At 71.1% G+C, this 25,220-nt stretch carries 25 protein-coding genes and 1 pseudogene; 10 read left to right on the top strand and 16 right to left on the bottom strand.

What is annotated here, in order from left to right; genetic code table 11:
* Window positions 1-64: 64 nt before the first annotated feature.
* Window positions 65-1,033: an SCO0930 family lipoprotein gene (locus H293_RS0105800; RefSeq protein ID WP_020116937.1), complete on the bottom strand. Its 969-nt coding sequence runs from the start codon at window positions 1,031-1,033 to the stop codon at window positions 65-67.
* A 774-nt stretch (window positions 1,034-1,807) separates the two neighbouring features.
* Here H293_RS0105800 and H293_RS59925 point away from each other — a divergent pair.
* From H293_RS59925 to H293_RS0105780, 3 genes are all read left to right on the top strand, one after another.
* A complete protein-coding gene (locus H293_RS59925) occupies window positions 1,808-1,939 on the top strand; it encodes a hypothetical protein (protein ID WP_020116935.1) in 132 nt (43 codons plus the stop codon).
* A gap of 21 nt (window positions 1,940-1,960) precedes the next feature.
* The gene (locus H293_RS0105785) at window positions 1,961-2,725 is read left to right on the top strand and encodes a bestrophin-like domain (protein ID WP_020116934.1); all 765 of its coding nucleotides are present in this window, start codon (window positions 1,961-1,963) and stop codon (window positions 2,723-2,725) included.
* 209 nt (window positions 2,726-2,934) lie between these two features.
* Window positions 2,935-3,468, top strand: a complete 534-nt coding sequence (locus H293_RS0105780) for a hypothetical protein (protein WP_020116933.1) — start codon at window positions 2,935-2,937, stop codon at window positions 3,466-3,468.
* Window positions 3,469-3,574: 106 nt separating this feature from the next.
* On the opposite strand, the gene H293_RS0105775 is transcribed toward H293_RS0105780, so the two are convergent.
* Window positions 3,575-4,066: a membrane protein gene (locus tag H293_RS0105775; protein WP_020116932.1), complete on the bottom strand. Its 492-nt coding sequence runs from the start codon at window positions 4,064-4,066 to the stop codon at window positions 3,575-3,577.
* Window positions 4,067-4,399: 333 nt separating this feature from the next.
* Here H293_RS0105775 and H293_RS0105770 point away from each other — a divergent pair, with 333 nt between their 5' ends.
* On the top strand, window positions 4,400-5,071 hold the full coding sequence (locus tag H293_RS0105770; RefSeq protein WP_020116931.1) for a class F sortase: 672 nt from the start codon (window positions 4,400-4,402) through the stop codon (window positions 5,069-5,071).
* Window positions 5,072-5,101: 30 nt separating this feature from the next.
* Here the strand turns inward: H293_RS0105770 and H293_RS0105765 are convergent, their stop codons facing one another.
* The gene (locus H293_RS0105765) at window positions 5,102-5,971 is read right to left on the bottom strand and encodes a polysaccharide deacetylase family protein (protein WP_020116930.1); all 870 of its coding nucleotides are present in this window, start codon (window positions 5,969-5,971) and stop codon (window positions 5,102-5,104) included.
* Between the two features lie 318 nt (window positions 5,972-6,289).
* On the opposite strand from H293_RS0105765, the gene H293_RS0105760 reads away from it, so the two are divergent.
* Window positions 6,290-6,751, top strand: coding sequence for a universal stress protein (locus H293_RS0105760; protein ID WP_020116929.1), 462 nt, complete (start codon window positions 6,290-6,292; stop codon window positions 6,749-6,751).
* 23 nt (window positions 6,752-6,774) lie between these two features.
* Here the strand turns inward: H293_RS0105760 and H293_RS0105755 are convergent, their stop codons facing one another.
* Window positions 6,775-7,602 (bottom strand): alpha/beta fold hydrolase, encoded by an 828-nt coding sequence (locus H293_RS0105755; RefSeq protein WP_020116928.1) that lies wholly within the window; start codon window positions 7,600-7,602, stop codon window positions 6,775-6,777.
* A gap of 57 nt (window positions 7,603-7,659) precedes the next feature.
* Here H293_RS0105755 and H293_RS0105750 point away from each other — a divergent pair, with 57 nt between their 5' ends.
* Window positions 7,660-8,136, top strand: a complete 477-nt coding sequence (locus H293_RS0105750) for a MarR family winged helix-turn-helix transcriptional regulator (protein ID WP_020116927.1) — start codon at window positions 7,660-7,662, stop codon at window positions 8,134-8,136.
* A 1-nt stretch (window position 8,137) separates the two neighbouring features.
* Here H293_RS0105750 and H293_RS0105745 read toward each other — a convergent pair whose 3' ends face one another.
* Window positions 8,138-9,286, bottom strand: coding sequence for a CapA family protein (locus H293_RS0105745; RefSeq protein ID WP_020116926.1), 1,149 nt, complete (start codon window positions 9,284-9,286; stop codon window positions 8,138-8,140).
* Window positions 9,287-9,485: 199 nt separating this feature from the next.
* Between H293_RS0105745 and H293_RS0105740 the strand changes: the two genes are divergently transcribed.
* The 3 genes from H293_RS0105740 to H293_RS0105730 all read left to right on the top strand — a co-directional run bounded on the left by H293_RS0105740 (window position 9,486) and on the right by H293_RS0105730 (window position 11,476).
* Window positions 9,486-10,031, top strand: a complete 546-nt coding sequence (locus tag H293_RS0105740; RefSeq protein WP_028807581.1) for a sigma-70 family RNA polymerase sigma factor — start codon at window positions 9,486-9,488, stop codon at window positions 10,029-10,031.
* Window positions 10,032-10,167: 136 nt separating this feature from the next.
* The gene (locus H293_RS0105735; protein WP_020116924.1) at window positions 10,168-10,683 is read left to right on the top strand and encodes a hypothetical protein; all 516 of its coding nucleotides are present in this window, start codon (window positions 10,168-10,170) and stop codon (window positions 10,681-10,683) included.
* 151 nt (window positions 10,684-10,834) lie between these two features.
* The gene (locus tag H293_RS0105730) at window positions 10,835-11,476 is read left to right on the top strand and encodes a zf-HC2 domain-containing protein (protein ID WP_028807580.1); all 642 of its coding nucleotides are present in this window, start codon (window positions 10,835-10,837) and stop codon (window positions 11,474-11,476) included.
* A 9-nt stretch (window positions 11,477-11,485) separates the two neighbouring features.
* On the opposite strand, the gene H293_RS0105725 is transcribed toward H293_RS0105730, so the two are convergent.
* The 3 genes from H293_RS0105725 to H293_RS0105715 all read right to left on the bottom strand — a co-directional run bounded on the left by H293_RS0105725 (window position 11,486) and on the right by H293_RS0105715 (window position 15,711).
* Window positions 11,486-12,349, bottom strand: coding sequence for an Fpg/Nei family DNA glycosylase (locus H293_RS0105725; protein WP_020116922.1), 864 nt, complete (start codon window positions 12,347-12,349; stop codon window positions 11,486-11,488).
* 36 nt (window positions 12,350-12,385) lie between these two features.
* A complete protein-coding gene (locus H293_RS0105720) occupies window positions 12,386-14,491 on the bottom strand; it encodes a SpoIIE family protein phosphatase (RefSeq protein WP_020116921.1) in 2,106 nt (701 codons plus the stop codon).
* 62 nt (window positions 14,492-14,553) lie between these two features.
* Window positions 14,554-15,711 (bottom strand): DUF6777 domain-containing protein, encoded by a 1,158-nt coding sequence (locus H293_RS0105715; protein WP_020116920.1) that lies wholly within the window; start codon window positions 15,709-15,711, stop codon window positions 14,554-14,556.
* 132 nt (window positions 15,712-15,843) lie between these two features.
* On the opposite strand from H293_RS0105715, the gene H293_RS0105710 reads away from it, so the two are divergent.
* Entirely contained in the window at window positions 15,844-17,265 is a 1,422-nt protein-coding gene (locus tag H293_RS0105710; RefSeq protein WP_020116919.1) for a lipase maturation factor family protein, read from the top strand.
* On the opposite strand, the gene H293_RS0105705 is transcribed toward H293_RS0105710, so the two are convergent.
* From H293_RS0105705 to H293_RS0105670, 8 genes and pseudogenes are all read right to left on the bottom strand, one after another.
* Entirely contained in the window at window positions 17,253-18,080 is an 828-nt protein-coding gene (locus tag H293_RS0105705) for an amidohydrolase family protein (protein ID WP_020116918.1), read from the bottom strand. The two genes, H293_RS0105710 and H293_RS0105705, sit on opposite strands and share 13 nt — an antisense overlap.
* Window positions 18,077-18,390: pseudogene (locus H293_RS52555) on the bottom strand (L-rhamnose mutarotase). The gene H293_RS0105705 and the pseudogene H293_RS52555 overlap by 4 nt, the downstream one beginning before the upstream one ends.
* Complete coding sequence (locus tag H293_RS0105695; RefSeq protein ID WP_020116917.1) at window positions 18,387-19,358, bottom strand: aldo/keto reductase; 972 nt, start codon at window positions 19,356-19,358, stop codon at window positions 18,387-18,389. The pseudogene H293_RS52555 and the gene H293_RS0105695 overlap by 4 nt, the downstream one beginning before the upstream one ends.
* Entirely contained in the window at window positions 19,355-20,110 is a 756-nt protein-coding gene (locus tag H293_RS0105690; RefSeq protein WP_020116916.1) for an SDR family NAD(P)-dependent oxidoreductase, read from the bottom strand. The genes H293_RS0105695 and H293_RS0105690 overlap by 4 nt, the downstream gene beginning before the upstream one ends.
* Window positions 20,107-21,456, bottom strand: coding sequence for an L-fuconate dehydratase (locus H293_RS0105685; RefSeq protein WP_020116915.1), 1,350 nt, complete (start codon window positions 21,454-21,456; stop codon window positions 20,107-20,109). Before H293_RS0105685 ends, H293_RS0105690 begins: the two co-directional genes overlap by 4 nt.
* Window positions 21,457-21,483: 27 nt before the next feature.
* The gene (locus H293_RS0105680; RefSeq protein WP_020116914.1) at window positions 21,484-22,509 is read right to left on the bottom strand and encodes an ABC transporter permease; all 1,026 of its coding nucleotides are present in this window, start codon (window positions 22,507-22,509) and stop codon (window positions 21,484-21,486) included.
* On the bottom strand, window positions 22,502-23,992 hold the full coding sequence (locus H293_RS0105675) for a sugar ABC transporter ATP-binding protein (protein ID WP_020116913.1): 1,491 nt from the start codon (window positions 23,990-23,992) through the stop codon (window positions 22,502-22,504). Before H293_RS0105675 ends, H293_RS0105680 begins: the two co-directional genes overlap by 8 nt.
* Complete coding sequence (locus H293_RS0105670; RefSeq protein ID WP_020116912.1) at window positions 23,989-25,062, bottom strand: sugar ABC transporter substrate-binding protein; 1,074 nt, start codon at window positions 25,060-25,062, stop codon at window positions 23,989-23,991. Before H293_RS0105670 ends, H293_RS0105675 begins: the two co-directional genes overlap by 4 nt.
* Window positions 25,063-25,220: the final 158 nt, after the last annotated feature.

Here is a 25,220-nt window from a genome sequence, read left to right as displayed (position 1 = left end):
CAAACCGGTCCGACCCCTCCGTGCGGCGCGGAGGGGTCGGACCGGTGGAGCGGTGAGGCCGGTGTCACTTGTCGGAGACGCCGACCATCTCTCCGTTGGGGCGGACGGCGTACCAGGTGCCGCCGACGCCCTGGCCGTTGGTGTCGCCGGGCTGCTTGTCGGCCGCGAAGGTGTAGATGGGCGAGCAGTTGACCGTCTGCTGCGCGACGCCGTCGGAACGGGTGAAGCTCATCAGGCCCTTCTTCTGGACGCCCTTGGTGTCGTTCGCCGAAACGGGCGCGACGGCCGGCCACTTCTCCAGGCAGGCACCGGTGCAGTTGGAGACGGGCTTGGGCCAGGCCTTGTCCTTGGCGAAGCGGTAGACCGTCATGCCGTTCTTGTCGACGACGATCTCGCCCAGCTTGGGGTCGTTGCGCGTCGACAGTCCGGGCAGGCTGGCGACCGACGCCTTCTTGCCGTTGGGCGCCAGCGCGTACCACTTGCCGCCCACGCCCTGACCGGTCAGGTCGCCGGCCTTGGTGTCCTTGGCGTAGCGGTAGGCCGGCCAGCCGCCGATGGTCAGCTGCTTGGTGCCGTCGGCCCGGGTCACCTCACCGAGCAGCGCCTTGTCGATGCCGGCCCCGGCCGAGGCGTCGTCCGCGGGCACCGGCGGCCAGGCCGTCGCACAGTCGCCGTTGCAGTTCGACTTCGGCGGCTCGGCGGTGTCCTCGTCGAATCGGTAGAGGCTGAGACCGGTGGCATCGGTCAGCACGTCCCCGAGCTCGGGGTTCGCGGACACCTGCAACTTGCCGGCCGAGGCGGACTGGGCTCCCAGATTTCCCTGACCGATCGCGGTCGAGCTCGCGGTGGGGCTGGGGCTGGTGTCGGTGCCGAGACCGGAGCCGACACCGCCGTAACCGCCCGCCGCCGCCGTGGCGCCGACGTTCTGGCTGCCCACCGACGAGGTGCCGCCTTCCTGACCGCACGCCGTCGTCAGTGCCAGCACCGCCGCGGCGCTTGCCACGAGTGAGGCGCTCCGCCAGGAGGTCTTCATCGTCAACTCCCCATAATTCCAAAGGGTGTTGCAGCGCCCTGCTGCGCCGCCGCACGACCATGAGTACGCACCGGACCAGGGGTTGTGTTCACCCGTCCCGCAAATTTCTTTTCGGAGGCCGTGACCACACCCGTCTCAAACCGCACAGAGGTACGCCTCGCCGGACGGGCGATCGCTCAGGATTCAAACATTGGGCGACCTTTTATCCCTCCTTCGGAGCAATCTCTTCGCGCCCGCGCGTGATACGGCGCGACAGGCCTCATGATCTCCGTCGTGCATCGACCCGAATCACCCCAATCCGCCACCGCCATACGCGCGTTGGCCCTGCTGGCCTTGACGTGGGCGCTCATCGGTCCCACGGCGGGGGTGGCCGAGGCGGATGCCTGCGCCTACGCCTCGGTCGGTCCCGGCGGCGCCGAGGTGGTGGCGGTCGCCGGAAACCTCACCTGGCCCACTCTCCCGCCCTGCCCGAAGCCGACACCCACGCCCACGCCCACCCCCACCCCCCCAGAGCCCCCTTGCACGCCGACACCCTCACCCGACCCGACCCCGAAGCCGCCTCCGACGCACAAGCCGCCGAAGCCCAGGCCCACCCCGAAGCCGAAGCCACCGGCTCCCGCACCCTCGCCACCCGCACCGGCACCTCGGCCGGCGCCCCCGCGGGCGCGGCCGGCACCGCCTCCCGCACCCGCACCGACCCCTACTCCCACCCCGACCCCGACCCCGACACGGACGCCGCCGCCCAAGCCCGCCCCGGCCCCCTCCGCACCTCCGGTGATCTACCCGGCCTACCACCACGCGAAGGCGCCCGACCGGCGCACCCACAGCACGACCTCGCCCGTGATCTACGTCCTGCTCATCACCGCGCCCGCGGTGGTCGCCGTGGCCGCCCTGCGGCCCCGCTAGTGCCGATCCTGGAGGCATCCCTTGCCGGAATGGCTTGTTCTCATCCTCGCGATGCTGGCCGCGTGCGCGGTGGTGGTCGCCATCACCCTCATCCGCCACAAGGCGGCGCCCGTGGACGAGGATCCCAGCGAGACCCCGGACGTCATCGAGTACATGACGATGTGGATCGGGGTCGTGTACGCCATCGTCCTGGGTCTGGCCATCGCGGGCGTGTGGGAGGCCCGCAGCGCGGCCCAGGACCACGTCCAGGCGGAGGCCCAGGCGCTGCACGAGATCTCGGAGCGGGTCCAGGTCTACCCGGCCGACGCCCGTGACCGCATTCGGGCCGATGTCAACGCCTACGTCGGACACGTCGTCACGACCGAGTGGAAGGAGATGGCCGATCACCGCCGCATGACCGAGAAGGGCACCGAACTCCTCGACCGGATCCGCACGGACGTCACCTCCTACGAACCGAAGGACGACTTCGAGGCCCAGGCCTACCAGCCGCTCGTCGACCAGGTGGCCGCCGTGGACCAGGCCCGCAACGCCCGCGCGGACTCGGTCGAGCCCACCATGCCCGGGGTGGTCTGGTTCGGCCTGCTGGGCGGCGGCGTCGTCACCATCGGGATGGTCTTCGCGCTGCAGATCCGGCGTACGACCCGCGAGCTGGTCCTGGCCGGCCTGTTCTCCGCGCTGATCGCCTTCCTGCTCTTCCTGATCTGGGACTTCGACGCCCCCTACAGCCGTGGCATCACGGCGTCGGCCGAGCCGTTCCTCGCCCTCTTCCCGGGCGTCAGCGGCTGACGGCCGCTCACCGCGGGTACCGCTCAAGGGGGACGTCCGGTGTCCGACACGCCGCCGGTGTCCCCTGAGCGGCCCACACGCGTGACCCATTCGGAGTGACAGAGATCGCGCAGACGTACACCTGTTCCTAGCGTTTCGGTCATCGAGGTGCATTTTCGGCACAGGCGGAACAGGTCCGCAGCTGCTCCTCGGGGACCGGAGGAACCACCATGCGCGCGATACGCGTCGCTTCGGCCGCACTGCTGGGCGTGACCGCCCTGGCCTTGTCCGCACCGGCCGCCGTGGCGAAGGGCGACAACGACATCACCCCCTTCGGCTTCAGCGTCCTGCCCTCGACCATCGCCCCGGGCGGACAGGTGGCGCTGCTGCTGGAACGGGACCACGGCGGCTGCACGGGCTCGGCGACCGTCACCTCGGGGGTGTTCGACACCATCACCATCCCGCCGCGCAAGAGCCAGGCGACGGTCGTGGTCGACCGGGACGCCAGACCCGGTGCGGTCTACCGGGTGACGTTCAGCTGCGACGGCGTGAGCGGCTCGACGGGGCTGACCATCGCCGGCGGCCGCCCGGTCGGTCCCACACCGGTGCCGCTCAACCCCGACCGGGGGGTGCGGGCCGGTGAGGGCGGCAGCTTCGCCGGGTTCGACGTCAAGGAGCTCGGCATGGGCGCGCTGCTGATCACGGGCTCGGTCGGGGCGGCGTACTACTTCTCCCGTCGGCGCGCCCGGCAGGGCGGCGCCTGACGGCACTTGCGGCCGTACGTGACGCGGACCTCCGTCCCGGTTCCTCTCGGAGTCCGGGGCGAAGGTCCGCGTCAGGTGGGGCGGTGCGTCTCCGAAGGGGCGGAGATCAGATGTGCTTCTCGGTCCGTCGGCGCATCCAGAACACCCCGCCGCCGATGACGGCCAGGGCCACCAGACCGCCGCCGATGGCCATGTCGGTCGGCGTGGCCCCGCTGGAGCTGCTGCCGCCGAGACCACCGCGGACCCCGCCGATGACCGTGAAGGCCGTGGGGTTGATCACGGTGCCGTTGCCGCAGACGACGCTGATGCTGTGCGATCCCGTGGCCGCGTTCCGGTTGACCGTGGCGCGCCCCGTCGCCAGGTTGTTGGTACCCGTGGTCAGCCTGATCGTCCGGAACGCGTCCGAGCTCGCGGTGGCGTTGCCGGTGCAGTTGTTGACGGTGATGGTCAGTTGTCCACCCCGGGCGATGACGTTGGGAAGGGCGACGACATTGCTCGGGCTCAGGTTCATGCCGTCCCGCGCGACGGCCGCCGGGGCGGCGAGTTGGAGCACGGCGACCGCGGCGCCGGCGGCCGCCAGGGCACGAGTAGTACGCATGTGAATCCTCCGCGGGAGACGCCCCGGGAACGGTCCCCGGTGGATCGGCGAGAAAACGCCTCCCAGAAATACCCTCAGACGCCTTGCACGGGCCCGCATTTCGACAATGGTCCGTCCTGGTGAGTGGACACGCCGAACAAAAAGCGCACAATCGGATATCTTCGCAGGTCACGGACCGTCAGAAAATTCCTGTTCACGGCAACTCGGATGGCGCACCACCCGCGTTCGGGGGCCACCCGTTCGCCGCTGACCCGTCGCCGGTTGCGTGTTCGGGACTTAGCGTTCTCGTATGCGCGAATGACGCGGCGACGGCCGCGTCGAGAGGGGAAGTCAATGTCTGCGTCCGAGCTGGCCGGGCTGGCCGAAGAGGAGGAGCAGCGGAAGAAGCGCGCTCCCTGGGGCGTGATAGCGCTTGTTCTGCTGACCGGTCTCGCGCTCATCCGGAACGGTTCGGGGGAGTTCGACGTCGGGCCGCCGCAGCCCGCGTCGGCGGCCGCCGCGGACAGCCGGGTGCACGGCACCGCCTTCGGCCAGGCCCCCGCTCCCCTGCCGTTCGCGGTGCCCGACCGGGTCTCCATCCCGGCGATCCGGGTCGACGCGCCGATGGTGCCGGTCGGGCTCGACGCGGACGGCTGGGTCGGCGCGCCGCCGCCGGAGGATCCGAACCTGGCCGGCTGGTTCACCGGCGCGGTGTCCCCCGGCGAGAAGGGCACCGCGGTCGTCGTCGGCCATGTCGACAACAAACAGGGCCCCGCGGTGTTCTACGGACTCGGGGCCCTGAAGAAGGGAAATCGCGTCGAGGTCAGGCGCAAGGACGGAAAGACCGCGGTCTTCGAGATCTACGGCATCGAGGTCTTCGAGAAGAGCAATTTCCCCGGTGACCGTGTCTACGGTTCCAAGGGAACCCCCGAATTGCGGGTCATCACCTGCGGGGGCGGTTTCTCCAAGCAGAGCGGCTACGCGGGAAACGTCGTCGCCTTCGCCCGCCTGGTCGAGGTCCGCTGAGCGTTCCCCGACCCGGCGGGCGCATTCCGGCTATACGTACTGCCGTCGCGGGACGGTGATGTGATAGCCGGAATCGATGAGGTGCGGCAGATAGTCGCGCAATGCCCGGACACTCTGGGAGCGGTCGCCCCCGGCGTCGTGCGAGAGCACCACGACGCCGGGGGCGGCGCCGTGCTCCACGGCGCCGACGATGCGTCGGGTGCCCGGGGTGGTCCAGTCGAGGGTGTCGACGCTCCAGGCGAGGGGGTCCATGCCGAGTTCGGCGCCGAGCTGGAACGCGGCCCGGTTCCAGGCGCCGTAGGGAGCGCGGAACCATGCGGGACGCTCGCCGTAGGCGTCCTCGATGACGTCGCTGGTGCGTTCCATCTCGGAGCGGATGCGGGAGCGGCTGAGCCGGGTGAGCAGCGGGTGGGACCAGGTGTGGTTGCCGACGACGTGGCCATCGTCGGCCATCCGGGCCAGCAGGTCCTGGTTGTCGACCGCCATCTCCCCGCACACGAAGAACATCGCGCGGACGTCGTACTCGGCCAGGGTGTCCAGGATGTGCGGGGTGTAGCGGGGATCGGGTCCGTCGTCGAAGGTCAGCACCATGGTCCGGCCGCGTCCGGACACCTTCAGGAACGGCTCGTGGCGTACGAGCGTCTTCCTGGGGGCGGTGGGCGGTGGGCCGTATCCGGTCAGGGGCTGGAGGCGGTAGGCCGAGGGACTGACCGCGCGGTGGGCCGGGGGGCCGGCGGCGGGGAGTGCCGGCCGGACCGGGTCCTCGCCCGTGAGGGCCGCGAGCACTCCGGCCGTGCCGGCGGCCCCGACCGCGGCGGCGCCGGCCAGCAGGGCCCGGCGCCGCGTGAGCATCACCGCCGCCTTGGACGACAGCCGTGTGAGCAACTGATCCTTCGTCATGACTCATCAGTCGCCCGGCAGAGCGCCGACGCACCTCAACAACACCGGTGCGGCGGCACGAATGCACCCGCCCGGCCCAGCGGAGGAGGCCCAGGCGGCATGGCGGGGCGTCAGAAGGACGCCGTACGGGGTCGGTCGGCTTCCGCCCCGGCCTCGTCCCCTCCGTCGAGGCCGGGGGGCCGAGAGCCGCGGCGGGCTTCGGTGGCTGCCCGTTCGCGGCCCGCCCAACGGGTGCCCCATTTCCGCAAAGTTTGCGCACCCCGGGCGACAGGTCCCCGAATGCCGCCCGGACCTGCGGCTTCCGATAGCCTCGCAGCCGTGACGGAACAGCATGCGCACCAGTTCGAGCGGGGCACGGACGGGCCCAAGGTCATCGTCGTCGGCGTGGACGGCTCCGACTCCTCGCTCCGCGCCGCGGCCTACGCCGGAGGCCTGGCCCGGCGCCAGCACGCCCTGCTCGCCGTGGTGTACGTCCAGCCGGTGATCGCCTCGGGTGCCGCGCTCGGCGCTCCGGTCGCCGAGACCACGGACGAGATCGCCGAGGACCTGGTCGCTCAGATCCGGCGCGCCACCGAGCAGAACAAGGGGATATTCGATGTGCGCTGGGAGTTCCACACCTTCCGCGGCGACCCCTACAGCGGGCTGACGAAGGCGGCGGACGAGCTCAAGGCCGACGCGGTGGTCGTCGGTGCCTCGGAGCAGGCCGGCCACCGGATCGTCGGTTCCGTCGCGGTGCGACTGGTCAAGGCGGGGCGGTGGCCGGTGACCGTGGTGCCGTAGCAGATTCTCGAACTGGCGGAGCGTCAGAGCGAGCGCAGGAAGTCCAGCACGATCGCGTTGAACTCCTCGGGCTTCTCCAGGTTGGGAAAGTGCCCGGCGTCCCCGATCGTCACCGAGCGCCCGTCCGGGACCGTCCGCGCGAGCCGCTCGGGCATGTCGATGCCGTCGGCCGCGTCGAGGGCACCGTGGACGGCGAGAACCGGTACGTCGATCTTCGGCACCCGGCTCCAGGGATCGTCGAGCGGGACGAGCCAGTTCGGCTCGCCGGGGGTGTGCTTGGACACGGTGTGCGTCGCCATCTCCCGCACCTGCCGTACGAGGTCGGGGTCGAGGTCGTCCACGGTGCGGTGCGGTCCGGCCACGTTCTTGGCGAAGGCCTCGATCCAGCCGGTGACATCACCGGCGGCCAGCATGCGGGCCGACTCGGCGGCGCGTGCCACCGTCCACGGGTCGGTGTACTCGAACGCGCTGGTCCCGCCTCCGCAGACGGCCAGCGCGCGGACCAGCCCGGGGTGTTCGAGCGCCGTGTCGGTGGCGACCGCGGCGCCCATGCACAGCCCGAGGAGGACCGCGGGCCCCGCGTCGAGGTGGCGCAGCAGGTCGCCGAGGTCGTCGGCCCAGCGGAACGGCCCGCTCGCGTTGGCGGAGAACCCGTGGCCCCGCACATCGGGCGCGACCACGCGGTAACCGGCGGAGACCAGTGCCGGTATCTGGTGGTCGAAGACGCGGTGGTCGAGGTAGCCGGGGTGCACGAGGACCACGAGGTCCCCGGTTCCGGTGTCGCGATAGGCGAGGTCCCCATCGGCGGAGGTGAAGAAACGCAGATCCGAAGCTGCCGCTGCTGTCATCATGACAACCAAGGTGTCATCATTTCCCGTTTTTGACAACCAAGGTGTCATGATGGCCGGGTGAGCGACATGGACAAGCCACTTCCCCCCGACGAACTCGGCCACCGCGTCTCCGAGGTGTTCGACCTGGTCGGCGCGCTCTACCGGCGCGGACTGCGCAAGCTGGAGCAGGACGAGGCGGCCGGAGGGGTGTCCGTCGGCGTGCGTTCCGTCCTCGTCCTGCTGCACAGGTACGGGCCCATGACGGTGCCTCAGATGGCCCGGATCATGGCGCTGACCCGGCAGTTCGTGCAGCGCATGACCAATGAGGCGATGGATCGCGGGTGGGCCGAGGCCACACCCAACCCCGCGCACCAGCGATCCTCGCTGATCCGGATCACCGACGAGGGCGCGGCCGTCATCACCGCGATCCTCGCGCGCGAGCACGCCCTGAACCGGCAAGTGGGCGGCGGCGAGCTGACCGAGGCCGAACTCCGGGCGTGCGTACGCGTGCTGAAGGAAATGCTGCGGACCTTCGACCACGTGGACGTGGACTGACCTACTGCCCCATGGTGAGCCCGTCCTTGGCCGCGCCCCGGCTCAGCACCACCTCACGGATCCGGTCGCGGACACCCTCGACGTCGGCGCCCTGCGCGATCGCCTGGTTGAGGTTGACCACCCGGCCGGCGTCCACGTCGAACATCTGCGGCACGAACTCCGCCTTCGCGACCCGCCAGCGCTCACCCGGCCGGGCGGGCGGGGTGAACGTGAAGCGGCCGAGGGTGGACTGGTTGCCGCGCGGGTCCTGGGCGCCCTCGTGGTTGAACATCTCGCCGGCGATCTGGTCGCCCATGCCGTAGACCACCCAGGTGCCGTTGACCTTCTCGTACGCCTGCGGGACATGGGCGTGGGTGCCGAGGATCAGGTCGACCTCGGGGCGTCCGCCGGTGCGGGCGGCGGTCAGGTCGCGGGCCAGGGCCAGCTGCTGCTCGTCGGGCGCGTCCTGCCATTCGGTGCCCCAGTGCAGCGACACGACCACCACGTCGGCGCCCGCCTTCCGGGCGGCCCGCGCGTCCGCGAGGATCTTGGTCTCGTCCATCAGGTTCACCGCCCAGGGCTGCCCCTGGGGCAGCGGGAAGCCGTTGGTGTCATAGGTGTAGGCGAGGTGGGCGACCTTCGCCGGGCCCGCGCGCAGGACGGTGACCGTGCGCGCCTCACCCTCGGTTCGGGCCGAGCCGGCGTGTCGTACGCCCGCGCGGTCCAGGGCGTCGAGTGTGCGGCGGATGCCTTCGCCGCCGTCGTCGAGGCTGTGGTTGGAGGCGGTGGAGCAGCCGTCGTAGCCGGTGACGGCGAGGGCCTGGGCCACCTCGGGCGGTGACTTGAAGGTCGGATAGCCGGTGTAGTCGCCGTTCGCGCCGTAGACGGTCTCCATGTGACACAGCGCCAGATCGGCGCGGGAGACGACGGAGCGGATTCCGGCCAGCATCGGGCGGAAGTCGTAGCCGCTCCCGCCCGCGTCGAAGCGGGCCCGGTCGATGATCGAACTGTGCGGCAGGACGTCACCGGAGGCGACGAGCGTGAAACCGCGCGGTGCGGCGGCGGACGGGGCGGGACGCCCGGGTGTCGCGTGGTCGTGCGCCTGGCAGGCCGCTCCTCCGGCGAGAAGGACCGTGAGGGCCAGGGCAACCTGCTGTCTGCGTGCAATCATCAGCTCACCCCACTGAGGTCATATTTACTGACGAATAGGTATGAGCTTGTCCGTGTCCGCAAACGGTCCGGACGACTACTTGACCCGTCCGGGGCGGAAGGGACCGTTCACCGAACCGTTCGTCGACGCGATCGACCGTCCGCCGCAGATCCTTGTGCGTGCCCTGTCCCCCGGCCCCGCGCTGAGGTGCCATACGGCCATGACGGCCGGAACCACCCTCACGAACGGGACGACCGCCGAGCACGAGCTCGCCGCACTGCAGCGGGAGCACGGCCGGCCCCTCTTCGCGCTCCTCCTCCGGCTCAGCGACGGCGACCGGCAACGCGCCGAGGACCTCGTGCAGGAGACCCTCGTACGCGCCTGGCAGCATCCCGAGGCGCTGCGTGCCGACGACTTCGAGTCCGTACGGCCCTGGCTGCTGACCGTGGGGCGGCGGCTCGCGATCGACGCGCGGCGGGCCCGGCAGGCGCGTCCCGCCGAGGTCGGCGACGCGGTGCTGGAGAACGCCCGGGTGTGCGCCGACCACGCCGAGCGGGCGGCCGCGGCCCTCGACGTACGCGAGGCTGTGAAGACACTCACTCCGGAGCACCGTGAAGTCCTGGTGCTGGTGTATTTCCAGGGGGCGAGTGTGGCGGAGGCCGCCGAAATCCTGGGGATTCCGCCCGGTACCGTGAAGTCCCGCGCGTACTACGCGCTGCGCGCCCTGCGCCGGGTGCTTCCGGGATACGCGGCCGACCTGCGGTGAAACCAATGGGAAAGTCAAACCTCCGTAAAGTGCCTTGCTGAGGACCCCGGTTGAGTAATCGGCTGTCCCTATCCGTGTTCCGGACCGGGAGCCCGGGGTCGGGCGACGCGCACGCACCGGAGGAAGGCAGGAAGGGATGCTGCACAGAGGTCAAGAGAGCACGGAGGGCACCGGTGGCGGCGAACTCGTCGTCCCCATGGCCTGGTTGTACGCCGAGTACATCGCCGACGAGCTGCTGCGTTCCGGCGATCTGATGCCGCCGACGTCCTTCGAGTTCCGTGCCGGACGGGACGCGCTGGCGCTCACCGTCTTCCTCGCCGACACCGAGGGAGAGCTCTCCGGCATCCAGGTCGTCTCGCAGCTGGAGAACTGGCTGTCCCTGACGGCGTACGACCAGCCGTGGCAGGACTGGGTGTGCGAGCGGATGGCCGCGCTGACCGCCGAGGCGGTCGCCACCGGCGAGCCCGCCGCGGACCTCGAACTCGCGGCCGCCGCCTGGCGCTGGCTGGAGGAGACGGAGCTGCTCGCACCCGACCTGAACGCCGTGCCGGGCGGTGGGGCGGGGGGCGGTGAGGACGAGGGGCCGAAGGTGTGGACACCGGCCTGGCAGCTCGGTCTGCCGCTCGGCCACCTCGCCATCCACCTCTTCTAGATTCCTTTCGATTCGGACCAATCCGCGGGGCCGGCCGCTCCGAATCCCTTGGTCACGATTCTGTCTAGGCCTTGAGTGATTCGGCGGGCTGGTGCGTACCGGTGGGAGCAAGGAGTAACCCCACCCACACCCAACGGCACGAGGTTTCCGCATGAGGTCCTTGGAGAGGCATCGCGACGTCGGCGCGTACGCGCTCGGCGTGCTGGACGAGGCGGAGGCCTTCCGCTTCGAGGACCACCTCATGGAGTGCCCCAAGTGCGCGGCACACGTGACCGAGTTCGGTCCAGTGACCCGTCAGATGATGCTGTACCGCCGGGCGACACCGCGGGTGGTGCACCCGATGGCGCAGCCGGGCCCCCAGCTCCTGAACCGCCTTCTCGGCGAGGTCGCCACCCGCCACCGGGCACGCCGCAGGCGGCTGTTGTACGCGGTGGCCGCCTCGGTGGCCCTGACCGTGGGCGGTTCCAGCCTCGCCATGACGGCGGGCGGCGACACGGTTCGGACCAGCAGCATCGAGGCCACCGACGCCCGCTCCGGCGTGTGGGCCCAGGTCACCACCGAGGACGAGGACTGGGGCACCCAGGTGGAGCTCAAGGTCAAGGACGAGTCCGGACCCCGCGCCTGTCACCTCGTCGCGATCAGCCAGGACGGCAAGGAGGAGACCGTCACCGGCTGGAACGCCACCGGCGACAACACCATGATGGGCAGCTCCACCTTCCACGCCGACCAGATCGACCGCTACGAGGTCAGGACGTCCGGCGGGGAGCATCTGGTGACGCTGGAGCCGAGCTGACGACGTCCGTCACTTGAGCAGTCGCGACAACCGCCGGTCCGCCAGAAGCTTGCCGCCCGTCTGGCAGGTGGGGCAGTACTGGAGGGAGGAGTCGCTGAAGGAGACCTCCCTGATGGTGTCGCCGCAGACCGGGCAGGATTCGCCGGTGCGGCCGTGGACCCGCAGGCCGGACTTCTTCTCCGACTTCAGGCGGCCCGCCGCCACCCCCCTTGAGCGTTCCACCGCTTCGTTGAGGGTCGTGCGCAGTGCCCGGTAGAGGGTCTCCGTCTCCTCGGGGGTCAGCGACGCCGCCAGTTTGAAGGGGGACATGCGTGCCGCGTGCAGGATCTCGTCGCTGTAGGCGTTGCCCACACCGGCGATGAGGGTCTGGTCGCGCAGGGCGCCCTTCAGCTGTCGGCGTTCGTCCTTCAGCAGGGCCGCGAAGCGCGCCCCGTCGAAGTCCTCGGCCAGCGGGTCGGGGCCCAGGCGGGCGATGCCGGGAACCTCCTGAGGGTCCGCCACCACGTACACCGCGAGGCGCTTCTGCGTACCCGCCTCCGTGAGGTCGAAGCCGGCGCCGGTCTCCAGCGCCACCCGGAGGGCGAGCGGGCCCTTGCCTGGGCGGGGCGGGCCGTCGGGGAGGCGGTCCTTCCAGTGCAGCCAGCCCGCGCGGGCCAGATGGGTGACCAGGTGCGGGCCGCCGTCCGTCTCCAGGTCGAGGAACTTGCCGTGGCGGTGCACGGCGACCACCTCGCGGCCCTCGACGGCGGTGAGCGGAGGGTCGTACGTCTTCAGGACGCTGATGGCCACCGGCAGCACGCGCACCATCTCGTGGCCGACCAGGTTCTCGGTCAGGAAGTCCTTGAGCGCTTCCACCTCGGGCAGTTCCGGCATACGTCCAGAGTGCCACCGGGGACCGCTGTGGTCAGCTCAGGTCCGCTCCCCCACGACGAACTCGCACCACACGCACTTCCCGCCGCCCCGCGCCTCCACACCCCACACATCGCTCAGCAGGTCCACCAGGAGCAGGCCCCGGCCCGAGACCCCCGACTCGCCCGCCTCCCGGCGGCGGGGCAGGGCGCTGGAGGAGTCCTCGACCTCGACGCGCATCCGCCGGTCGGAGCCGGTCAGGACCCGCAGGGTGACGATCGCGGAGCCCTCGGTGTGCATCAGGGCGTTGGTGATCAGCTCGTCGGCAACCAGTTCGATCTCGTCGGAGCGCTGCCGCGCGCCCCAGGCGCCGACCGCGGCCCGGATCATGTGCCGGGCCCCGGTGAGGGCCTCGGGGTCGCCGGGCGCCACGTGCTGCTGGAGGCGGCCGCCGGACTGCGGGCTGTCCAGAGCGCGGCGGCGCAGCAGGAGCAGTGCCACGTCGTCGTCGCCTGCGCGTTCCTCGGCCACGTCGATGAGCCGGTCGGCGAGCTCCCACACATCGGCGGGGCCCACGGCGATGAGGCTCATGAGGGTCTGCATGCCCTCGTCGAGGTCGACGCCGGGCTGTTCGACCAGCCCGTCGGTGCACAGCAGCAGGGTGCCCCCGGGGTCGAGCTCCAGGGTGGCGACCGGATAGTCGAGCTGCCCGAACTCGGCGGACAGCCCGAGCGGCAGTCCCCCCTCGACGGTCACCCGGCGGCAGCTCCCGTCGGCGTACCGGACCAGCGGGTCGATGTGGCCCGCGCGGACGACCTGCACGACTCCGGTGGCGAGGTCCGCCTCGGCGTACAGGCAGGTCGCGAAGCGGTCGGTGTCGAGCTCGTGGAGGAAGACGGAGGCCCGGGCCATCACGGTGGCCGGGGTGTGGCCCTCGGCGGCGTAGGCCCGCAGCACGATCCGCAGCTGGCCCATGACGGCGGCGGCGTGGGTGTCGTGGCCCTGGACGTCGCCGATGACGGCACCGACGCGGCCTCCCCCGGAGGGGGTGCCCCCGGGCAGCGGGATCAGGTCGTACCAGTCGCCGCCGATGTCCCGGCGCAGCGAACCCTCGGCGCCGGCGGCCCGGTAGCGGACGGCGACGTCGGCGCCGGGGACGCTCGGGATGGTGCGCGGCAGCATGGCCTGCTGGAGACCGGTGGCGAGGTCCTTCTGCTGCTCGTAGAGCATGGCCCGCTGGAGGCTCTGGGCGATGCTGCTGCCGAGGGCGATGAGGACGTTGCGGTCCTCCGGGGTGAAACCGCGCCGGTCGCTGTAGAGCAGGCCCATGGCGCCGATCGGGCGGGCCTCGGCGATCAGCGGAAGGTAGGCGGCGGAGGTGATGTTGAGGCCCGTGATGTGCGGCCACAGGATCGGGTAGCGGTCCGCGAACTCCTCCGGCGACTCGATGAACCGGGGGGTGAGCGTGCGCACGGCCTCGCTCATCGGGTACGGCTCGTCGATCCGGGTGATGTCGGTGCCGGGCACGAAGCTGCCCGCGGGGCCCTCGGCGATCAGCCGGATGCGGCCCGCCTCGACCAGGCCCATGACCAGGCTGGTGGCGCCGAGGTGGGTGAGTCCGTGGGTGTCCTTGAGGACGTCGATGACGTCCTGGACGGTCCGGGCGTGGGCGAGGGCGGCCGTGGTGAGCTGGACGACGTTGGTCTGCCGGCGCCGGGCCTCGTCCTGGGCGGCCTGCTCCCGGCGGTCCTCCAGCTCGTCCATCTCCTGGGTGGCGTCACGGAGGATCCCGATGATCCGGCGGGGGCGGCCCGTCTCGTCGCGCCGGATGTAGCCCTGGGTGTGGGTCCAGCGCCGGGTGCCGTCACGGCAGCGCAGCCGGAAGTAGGTGCCGTAGTTCTCGCTGCCGTCCTTGATGGCCTGGGCGACCAGGGCGTCCAGCCGGTGCGCCTCGGCCCTCGGGATCCGGACGCCGAGGCTCATCGGGTTGTCGTCGTATTCGTCGGGGCGCAGGTCGAAGACCTCGTGGGCCTGGGCGTCCATGTGGAACAGACCGCTGTCGAGGTCCCAGTCGAAACTGCCCATGCGGTTGAGCGCCAGGATCGGGTCCGGGTGGGCGGGCCAGTCGTCCGGGAGTGACGGGGCGCTCGCTCCCCGATCAACCATGGAGCCACCTTGCCAGGATTTGCCCGATTCTTCGACCGGGAGGCAGGTACTTCCGGCGGCCGTCAGGCACCGAAGACGTCGGTGGGGCTGCCGAAGACCGTGCCGGTGCCGGTCGGGGCGGCGGGCTCGTCGGGGATCAGCCCGCCGCCGTCGGGGAGATCGGGGGTGTCCGGCACGGTCTCGGGGCCGATCCCGGTCCCGGGGTCCGCGGGGACGGTCGTACGAGTGCCGCCCGGCGGGAGGACGGGGGTCCCCGGCCGTTTCGTGGACGGTGGGGTGCCGGTGGCCGGGCAACCCTCGTCGTACGGCTTCGCGGTGGGCGTCGCGGTGGGGCCGGGCGTGACGGTGGCGCCGGGCGTGGCGGTGGCGGTCCGGGTCGGGCAGTCGGGCGCGGGCCGCTGCGGGTCGGCGCCGAAGGGCGTGTCCGGGGACGCGCTGTCGCCCGGGGGCGCCGTCGGGGTCAGCGGTTCCGGCGTCGGCGGGGGTACGGCGTGGTCGTGCCGGCAGTCGTGGTGGATCCGGCGTTCGATCCAGGAGTTGTCGACGAGGTCGATGATCGTGATGTCGGTGACGAGCTGTTCGCTGGGGGCCACCACGATCACCTGCGTGGGCCGGTATCCGGACCACGGCTGCCCGCTGATGACCGCGCCGCCCCGCATCGCCACCGGCGGCGTCAGGGGGTTGCCGCAGGCGCAGCGGACGCGCGGGACGCCCCGGTTGTCGACGAGGACGGCGGTGCCCGCCTGGAGGACCGACTGGAAGCCGCTCGCCCTGCCGCCGCGGTAGCCGTGGTCGGTGACCCGGGTGTCGGCGCGCAGGACGACCGGGGCGAGTCCGCGCAGATAGTCCGGGACCGCGGCCGGGGAGACTCCCGCGACCTGCGCGAACGCGCGCGTCCTGGACGGGTCGGCGGTCAGGTCGCCGATCTGCCGTGGCACGTCGCAGCTGCCGACGCGCTCGGTGCCGCCGTAGAGGCCGGGCGTCCCGCCGGAGACGGTCCGTGGGGCGGTCGGGTCCAGTCGGGGCATGCGGGTGGGGGGCGCCGCCGCGGTCGCCGCCGAGCGGGTGAAGGGACTCGGCCCCTGGGCCCGCGCCGGCTGGAGGAAGAGCTCACCCGTCGCCTCGGCGCTGTTCTCGTCCCCGGCACCGCCGCAGCCGGCGACGAGGAGTGCCGCGGCGAGCGCGCAGGCCGTGACGAGGGTTCTGGTGGGTGTCCGCACCGCGTTCTCCCGTCCGTTCCGAGCAATTCGCCACTATTGTCTGCTTCACTCGCTTGGGTTACGCAAGCGGAAGGGAGGTACACGGAGAGTCACACAGGACCGGCTGGACAATGGAGGCAGGAGAGCACGGCCGTGGACTGGTTCACCGCACCCGACTACTGGCTGAGCCGGCTGGTCTTCCAGCGGGCTCTGGCGGGGCTGTACTTCGTCGCGTTCCTGGCGGCGGCCCTGCAGTTCCGGGCGCTGCTCGGGGAGCGCGGGATGCTGCCGGTCCCGCGTTTCGTGGCGCGGGTGCCCTTCCGGCGGGCGCCGAGCCTCTTCCACCTCCACTACTCGGACCGGTTCTTCGCCCTGTGCGCCTGGACGGGCTGCGCGGTGGCGGTCGCGCTGGCGGCGGGCCTGGACTCCCGGCTGCCGCTGTGGGGCGGGATGCTGCTGTGGCTGGTGCCGTGGCTGCTGTATCTGTCGATCGTCAACGTGGGCCAGACCTGGTACGGCTTCGGCTGGGAGTCCCTGCTGCTGGAGGTCGGCTTCCTCGCGGTGTTCCTCGGCAACGACGAAGTGGCCCCGCCGGTCGTGGTGCTGTTCCTGCTGCGCTGGATCCTGTTCCGGGTCGAGTTCGGCGCGGGGCTCATCAAGATGCGCGGCGACGCCTGCTGGCGCAAGCTCACGTGTCTGGACCACCACCACGAGACCCAGCCGATGCCGGGTCCGCTGAGCTGGTTCTTCCACCATCTGCCGCGGCCTGTGCACCGGGTGGAGGTGGCCGCCAACCACGTCACCCAACTCGCGGTTCCCTTCCTCCTGTTCACCCCGCAGCCGATCGCCACGGCCGCCGCGTCCCTGATGATCGTGACCCAGCTGTGGCTGGTGCTCTCCGGCAACTTCGCCTGGCTGAACTGGATCACCATCGTGCTGGCGGCGTCGGCCCTGCGCCTCCCGGCCGACACACCGGGCCCGTCCGCCGCCCCGCTCTGGTACGAGGTGACGGTCCTCGCCGTCGCCGCGCTCCTCCTCGCCCTCAGCTACCACCCGGTCCGCAACATGATCTCCCGAAGCCAGATCATGAACCGTTCCTTCGACCCGCTCCATCTCGTCAACACCTACGGCGCGTTCGGCAGCGTCAGCCGGATCCGCTACGAGGTGGTGGTCGAGGGCACCGCGGACGACGTGCCCCGCCGGGAGTCCGAGTGGAGGGAGTACGAGTTCAAGGGCAAGCCGGGTGATCCACGGCGCTGGCCGCGCCAGTTCGCGCCCTACCATCTGCGTCTGGACTGGATGATGTGGTTCGCCGCACTGTCCCCCACCTATGCCGGGGCGTGGTTCGGCACGATGGTCGAACGGCTCCTGGAGAACGATCCCGCCACGCTGAGGCTGTTGCGCCGCTCCCCGTTCCCGGCGGACGAGCCGCCCCGCTATGTCCGCGCCGGCCTCTTCCGGTACCGGTACACGACGTGGCGGGAGCTGCGGGAGACGGGGGCGTGCTGGGAGCGGACGTATGTGCGGGAGTATCTGCCACCGACACGGCTGACAGGGACGGTTCAGAGGTCGTAGACGCGAACGGCGGTACCCTCGAAGATCCGGCCGCTGTCGTAGGCACCGACCAGTTCGCGCGCCACGTCCAGGACCTCACCGTAGGTCGCGGCCAGCGTGCACACCGGCCAGTCCGAGCCGAACATCAGACGGTCCGGGCCGAAGGCGTCCAGGACGGTGTCGGCGTACGGGCGCAGGTCGTCGGTCGTCCAGGTCGCGAGGTCCGCCTCGGTGACCATGCCGGAGAGTTTGCAGACGGTGTTGGGCAGGCCGGCGAGGGCGCGGACGTCGGCCGTCCAGGGTTCCAGGGTGCCGGACGCGATGGGCGGCTTGCCCAGGTGGTCCAGGACAAGGGTGAGTTGAGGCAACGACTGGGCCGCCCTGACGCAGGCGGGCAGTTGGTGCGGGAGGACCACCAGGTCGTAGACAAGGCCGGCGTCGGCCACGGCGGTCAGGCCCCGGCGCACGTCCGGCCGCAGCAGCCACTCGGGGTCGGGCTCACCCTGGACCTGGTGGCGGATGCCCTTGAGGTAGGAACCGCCGGGCAGTTCACGCAGGCGGGCCAGCTCGTCACCGACGTCGGGCCGGGTCAGGTCGGTCCAGCCGACCACGCCCGCGATCAGCTCGTGCCCGGCGGCGAGGGCGAGGAACTCGGGGGTCTCCTCGGGCACGGTGACCGTCTGGACGAGGACCGTGCGGTCGACTCCCGCCGCGCGGGCCCGCGGTGCGAGGTCCGCCGTCGTGAAGGTCCGGCGCAGCGGACTGCCCGGGGCGATCCAGTCCTGGTCCCGCACCGACAGGTCCCACACGTGGTGGTGCGCGTCCACGACCGTCACGGCAGTTCCCACACGACGGGCAGGCCGGCGTCGGCGCCCTCGCCGGAGTAGTCGTGCACCACGTCGAGGAGTTCGGCCATGCGGGCCTGCCAGGTGACGTTCACCGGGAGCTTCTCCAGTTCGGCGAGGAGGCGGCCGTAGTCCTGCACTCCAGGACGTGGAAGAGGTCCGTGCCGCTGCGCCAGATCGTCCAGGAGGTGGCCCCGGCGGCGCGGATCGCGTCGGTGAGTGCGACGGGCACCTCGCGGTGGGCGGCCTCGTACTCCTCGACGCGGTCCGCACGGACCTTGGTGTGCAGGGCGACCCTCATGACGGCTCCTCGATGGTCAGGAGGCCGGTGTCGCGCAGTTCCTGCCAGAAGGCAGGCGGTACCGGGGTGGCGAACTGGTCGGCGGCGTCCCGGACTTCGGCCGCGGAGCGGGCGCCCACCAGGACGCTCGCGACGGCCGGGTGGGCGGCGCAGAAGGCGAGGGCGGCGGCCCGCAGGCTGATGCCGTGCCGCTCGGCGACCTCCCGCATGCGCAGGGCTCGGTCCAGCAGATCCCCTGGGGCCTGCGCGTAGTTGTACGTCGCCCCCGGCCTCGGGTCCGCCAGCAGACCGGAGTTGAAGGCGCCGCCGACCACCACGGAGACGCCCCGCTCCACGGCGGCGGGCAGCAGTTCGGTGAGCGCGCTCTGGTCGAGCAGGGTGTAGCGCCCGGCGCACAGCACCACGTCGACGTCGGTCTCGCGGACGAAGCGGGTGAGCATCCCGGCCTGGTTCATGCCGGCGCCGATCGCCCCGACGACCCCCTCCGAGCGGAGCTTCTCCAGGGCCGGATAGCCCTCGCGGAAGGCTTCTTCGGCGTGATCGTCGGGGTCGTGGAGGTAGACGACGTCCACGCGGTCGAGGCCGAGCCGTTCGAGGCTGGCTTCGAGGGTGCGTCGTACGCTGTCCGCGCTGAAGTCCCAGACGCGGCGCCGGGTGGCGGGGACCGCGAAGCCGTTGGCGAGGTCGTCGCCACCGTCCGTGGACGGCTCCAGCCGGCGGCCGACCTTCGTGGAGACCGTGAACTCCGGGCGCTGATAGGCGCTCAGGGCCTCGCCCAGCCGGCGTTCCGACAGTCCGAGGCCGTAGTGGGGGGCGCTGTCGAAGTAGCGGATGCCGCTGTCCCAGGCGGCGGTGACCGCCGCGTGGGCCTGTTCGTCGGTCACCTCCGTGAAGAGGTTGCCGATGGCGGCGCCGCCGAAGGCCAGCCCGCTGACCCGGACGGCGCTGCTGCCGAGGGTGCTTGTCACTGGCCCACCGGCCTGAGGCGCAGGCCCTGCATACCGCCGTCGACGGCGAGGGAGGTGCCGGTGGTGGCGCCGGAGAGCGGGCTCGCCAAGTAGGCGATGGCGCCCGCGACCTCGTCGGCCGAGACGAGGCGCCCGGTGGGCTGGCGGGCCTCCAGGGCGGCGCGTTCGGCGGCCGGGTCGGAGGCCTTCGCGAGGAGCCGGCCGATCCACGGAGTGTCCGCGGTGCCGGGGTTGACGCAGTTCACGCGGATGCCCTCGCGGACGTGGTCGGCTGCCATGGCGAGGGTCAGGGAGTACACCGCTCCCTTGCTCGCGCAGTACAGCGCCCGCTGCGGAAGCCCGGCGGTGGCCCCGATCGACGAGGTGTTCACGATCGCCGCGTGCGCGGACTCGCGCAGGTGGGGCAGGGCGGCGCGGGTCACCCGGACCAGGCCGACGACGTTGACGTCCAGGACGCGGTGCCATTCCTCGTCGTCGTTGTCCGCGACGGTGCCCTGGGCGCCGATGCCGGCGTTGTTGACCAGCACGTCCAGTCCGCCGAGGTCGGCGGCGGCCGCGGCGACGGCCGCACGCACCGAGGCGTCGTCGCGGATGTCGGCGCGGTAGGCGAGCAGGGGCTTGTCCACCGAGGACGGGTCCAGGTCGAGGACGGCGACCCGGGCGCCGCGCGCGGCGAGGAGTTCCGCCGTGGCCCGGCCGATACCGGAGGCGCCGCCGGTCACCAGGGCCCTCAGTCCCTCGAAGTCGTTCATGCCGCCTGCCCCTTCTTGCGTGTGTCGTCGGCGAGGTCTTCTGCCCAGAAGGCGCCGTCCGGGAACGTGTACCGCGCGATGGACTCCGGGCGCATGGCGGCCGAGAACCCCGGCCCGCCGGGTGCCTGGTAGTGGCCTTCCCGGATCACCACGGGATCGAGGAAGTGGTCGTGCAGATGGTCGACGTACTCGATGACCCGGTTCTCGGTCGTGCCGGTGACGGCCACGTAGTCGAACATCGAGAGGTGCTGGACGAGTTCGCACAGGCCGACCCCGCCCGCGTGCGGGCAGACCGGCACGCCGAACTTGGCGGCGAGCAGGAGGATGGCGAGGTTCTCGTTGACGCCGCCGACGCGGGCCGCGTCGATCTGGACGACGTCGAGGGCGCCTGCCTGGAGAAGCTGCTTGAAGACGACCCGGTTCTGGACGTGCTCGCCGGTGGCGACCTTGACCGGGGCCACGGCCTTGCGGATCGCCGCGTGGCCGAGGATGTCGTCGGGGCTGGTGGGCTCCTCGATCCAGTACGGGTCGAACTCGGCGAGCGCCTTGGTCCAGCGGATGGCCTCGTCGACGTCCCAGCGCTGGTTGGCGTCGATCGCCATGCGGATGCCGGGTCCGACGACCTGGCGGGCGACGCGGCAGCGCCGTATGTCGTCCGCCAGATCGGCGCCGACCTTGAGCTTGATCTGCCGGAAGCCGTCGGCGACGGCCTCGGCGGCGAGCCGGGTGAGCTTCTCGTCGTCGTAGCCGAGCCAGCCGGCGGAGGTGGTGTACGCCGGGTAGCCGGTCGCGAGGAGCCGCGCGGCCCGCTCGCCGGCCCTCTCCCGTCCCCGGCGCAGGATCTCCAGCGCCTCCTCGGGGGTGAGCGCGTCCGTGAGGTAGCGGAAGTCGATCTGCGCGACCAGCCACTCGGGGTCGGCCTCGGCCAGCAGCCGCCACAGCGGCTTGTCGGCACGCTTGGCGGCCAGGTCCCACACGGCGTTGACGACCGCGCCGATCGCCATGTGCATCACGCCCTTCTCGGGGCCGAGCCAGCGCAGCTGGCTGTCGCCGATCAGGTCGCGGTTCAACGTCCCCGGGTCCGCGCACAGTTCATCGACGGACCGGCCGACCACATGCCCGCGCAGCGCCTCTATCGCGGCGACCTGGACCTCGTTGCCCCGCCCGATGGTGAAGGTGAAACCGTGCCCCTCGTGCCCGTCGGCCGCGTCCGTGCGCAGCACGACGTAGGCCGCCGAGTAGTCGGGGTCCGGGTTCATCGCGTCGGAGCCGTCGAGCTCGCGCGAGGTGGGGAAGCGGATGTCGTAGGTGTCTACCGCGGTGACACGGGCGGGGGTGGAGGACACGGAGTGCCTTTCGGTCGGTGGCGGGGGTCAGTCCTGGGCGCGGCCCGTGGTGACACGGGCGATCATGAGGGCGACCAGGATGATTCCGCCGTAGATGGCCTGGATCCAGAAGGACGGCACCTGGGCGAGCGTGAGCAGGTTCTGGACGACGCCCAGCAGCAGGACGCCGGTCAGGGCGCCGAACATGGTGCCCTTGCCGCCGTCGAGGCTGATGCCGCCGATCACCGCCGCCGCGAACACCGTGAAGATCATGTTCTGGCCCTGGTTGGCGCTGATCGCGCCGACGTAGCCGGTCTGCATGATGCCGCCGACCGAGGCGAGGACACCGGCGACGACGAACACACCGAGCATCACGCGTTCGACGCGGATGCCGGCGGCGCGGGCCGCGTCGGCGTTGCCGCCGATGGCGTACAGGGAGCGGCCGACGCGGTGGTACTTCAGCACGAAGCCGGTGACGGCGAAGGCGACCGCGGCGAGCCACACGGACATCGGGATGTTCAGGAAGGTCGTGGTGGCCAGGGAGTAGAAACTGTCCGGCATGCCGAAGAGGGTCTTGCCCTTGGTCGCGCCGACGAGCAGTCCGCGCAGCACGATCAGCATCGCGAGCGTCACGATGAACGCGTTGAGCTTGAACTTCACGACCAGGACGCCGTTGAAGGCGCCGACCACCGCGCCGACGACGAGGACCGCCAACAGGGCGAGCGCGGGCGGGAGTTCGGTGCCCCAGCCGGACTGGGCGGCGGGCAGGACGAGAAGGGCGCCCACGGCGGGCGCGATGCCGACGACCGACTCCAGGGAGAGGTCGAACTTGCCGGTGATCAGGACGAGCGACTCGGCCAGCACCACCATCGCGAGGGCGGCCGAGGCGCCGAGGATCGAGATCAGGTTGCGCTCGGTGAGGAACGAGTCGTTGACGAACGCGCCGAGCACCATGAGCAGCAACAGGGCGGGCACGAGGGCGAGTTCGCGGGCGCGGCGCAGCAGCACCGTCCGGGCCGAACCGGGGGTTCGGGCGCGTACGGGCGCGAGCGGGCGGGCCTTGGTGTCAGCCATGCTCCACTCCTTCTATGGAGGCGATCAGCTCGTGGTCGCGCCAGCCGGCCGGGTGCTCGGCGACCACGCGGCCGTGGAAGAGGACGAGGACGCGGTCGCAGCGGCGCAGGTCGTCGAGTTCGTCGGAGACGACGAGGACCGCGGTGCCGTCCTCGCGGGCGGTGTCGACGCGGGAGAGCAGGGACTCCTTGGACTTCACGTCGACGCCCGCGGTGGGGTTGATGAGGACCAGCAGGCGGGGGTCGGAGGCGAGGGCGCGGGCCATGACGACCTTCTGCGCGTTGCCTCCGGAGAGGTCGGAGACGGGCTGGTCGGGGCCCTCGGTGTGGATGTCGAGGCGGTCGATCAGCTCGGTGGCGAAGCCGCGTTTGCGGTCGGTGCCGACGAAGCCGTGGCGGCCGAGCCGGTCCAGGACGCTGAGGGTGGCGTTGTCGCCGATGGTCATGCCGAAGACCAGGCCCTGGGCGTGCCGGTCGCGCGGCACGAAGCCGACGCCCGCCTTCAGACTGGCCTGTACGTCGCCGAACGGCAGCGGCCTGCCGTCGAGCCGGGCCGTGCCGCTCGTCGGGGTGTGCAGTCCCGTGAACGTCTCGGCGAGCTCGGTCTTGCCGCTGCCGCTGATGCCGGCGAGTCCGACGACCTCACCGCGGCGCACGGTGAGGTCGACGTCCTCGTAGGCGTCGGAGGTGAGGCCGCGGGCGTCGAGGAGGACGGGGGCGTCGACCTCTGCGGTGCGCACGGCCTGTTCCTGTTCGGCGACGGTCTCGCCGGCCATGGCCTCGATCAGGGCGGCCCGGGGCATGTCGGTGACCGGGGCCGTGGTGATCCAGCGGGCGTCCCTGAGGACCGTCACCGTCTGGCACACCTCGTACACCTCCTGGAGGTGGTGCGAGATGAACAGGAAGGTGACACCGGAGTCCTGGAGCGCGCGCATCCTGCTGAAGAGTCGCTCGATCTCCCGTTTGTCGAGCTGTGCGGTCGGCTCGTCGAGGACGATGAAGCGGGCGCCGAAGCTCAACGCGCGTGCGATCTCCACCATTTGGCGGTCCTCGACCTTGAGGTCGGCGGTGCGCGCCTCCGGGTCGACGCTCACGTCCCAGGTGTCGAGGAGTTCGGCGGCCTCCTTGTGCAGCCTGCGCCAGCTGATGAACCCACGTCGGAGCGGCTGCCGGTTGATGAAGAGGTTCTCGGCGACCGTCAACTCGGGGACGACGGTGGGCTTCTGGTAGACGCAGGCGACCTTGCCGCGCCAGGCGTCCCGGTCGGTGAGCGGGGGCGCCGGCTCGCCGTCGAAGCGGACGGTGCCCTCGTCGGGGGCCTGGAGGCCGGTGAGCACGGTGACGAGGGTGGACTTGCCCGCGCCGTTGCGCCCGACGAGCGCGTGGGACTCGCCGGGCAGGACGGTGAGGCGGCCGTCGGCGAGGGCGGTCGTGGGGCCGTACCGCTTGACGACCCCCTGAGCTTCAACCAGTGGGGTGCTCATTTGACCGTGTTGCCCCACAGCTTGGGGTCGTCGACGTTGTCCTTGGTGACCAGGGGCGCGGGCAGCTGGTCCTCCAGGATGCCGCCGGGCAGCTTGACGATCGTCGAGTCGTGGTCCGTCGGTCCGGGCTTGAAGGTCTTCCCCTCCATCGCCGCCTTGATGTAGTACATGCCGTACTTGGCGTACAGGTCGGCGGGCTGGGAGACGGTGGCGTCGATCTCGCCCTTGCGGATGGCGTCGTACTCCTGCGGGATGCCGTCGTTGGAGACGATCCTGATGTGGCCCGCCTGCCCGGCCTTCTTCAGCATCCCCTTGGACTTCAGGGTCTGCAGGGTCGGCGCGAGGTAGACGCCGCCGGCCTGCATGTAGATGCCCTTGAGGTCGGGGTTGGCGTTCAGGAGGGTGCTCAGCTGGGAGGCGGCCGTGTCGGACTCCCACTTGGCGGGGATCTCCAGCACCTTCAGCTTCGGGAAGTTCTTCTTCACGCAGGCCCGGAAGGCCTCGGAGCGGTCACGGCCGTTGACGGAGGCCAGGTCGCCCATGATCTGCACGACCTTGCCGGAGGGGATCTGCTCCCCGAGGTACTGGCAGGCCTTCTCGCCGTACGACACGTTGTTCGCCCGTACGACCATGGCGACCTTGCCCTTGTCGGGGGCCACGTCGACCGCGACGACCGGGACGCCCTTGCGTTCGGCCTGGTCGAGGCCGGCCTCGATGGCGGCGCTGTCCAGCGGGGCGACGACCAGGCCCTTGACGCCCTGGTTGAGCTCGTTGTTGATGTCGGTGATCTGCTGGGAGGGATCGCTGTTGGAGTTGACCGTCTTCAGCGTGTCCACCCCCTCGGACTTGGCCATCTTGGGCACGTAGTCGTTGTACGACTGCCAGAAGGGCGAGGTCAGCAGCGGCAGGATCACGCCCACCTTGCCGGTCCCGTCACCTCCCGCGCTTCCGGCGCTGCCGGTGTCCTTGGTGCTGCCGCACGCGGCGAGCACGAGCGAGGCGCTCGCGGCCGCGGCCACCGCACCGATGATCCGAATCCTGTTCCGCTTCCCCACTGTCCTGCCGGGCATCTGGCGGCTCCTCGTTGAGCGTCTTCTCGCATGATCGAGCACGAGCGTGTTCGAGCAGATGACGGCATACTTATCAGACCACTCGGCCTTGGCAATACCCTCTGACGGCAGATTTTCCCGTCTTCCGGCCATAGTGGTCCGACCACCTCGACGGTTAG

This window comes from Streptomyces canus 299MFChir4.1, from assembly GCF_000383615.1.
In the GTDB taxonomy this organism is placed as follows: Bacteria; Actinomycetota; Actinomycetes; order Streptomycetales; family Streptomycetaceae; genus Streptomyces; species Streptomyces canus_C.
Note: the sequence above shows the minus strand (reverse complement) of the source record. Positions and strands in the feature narration are given on the sequence as shown.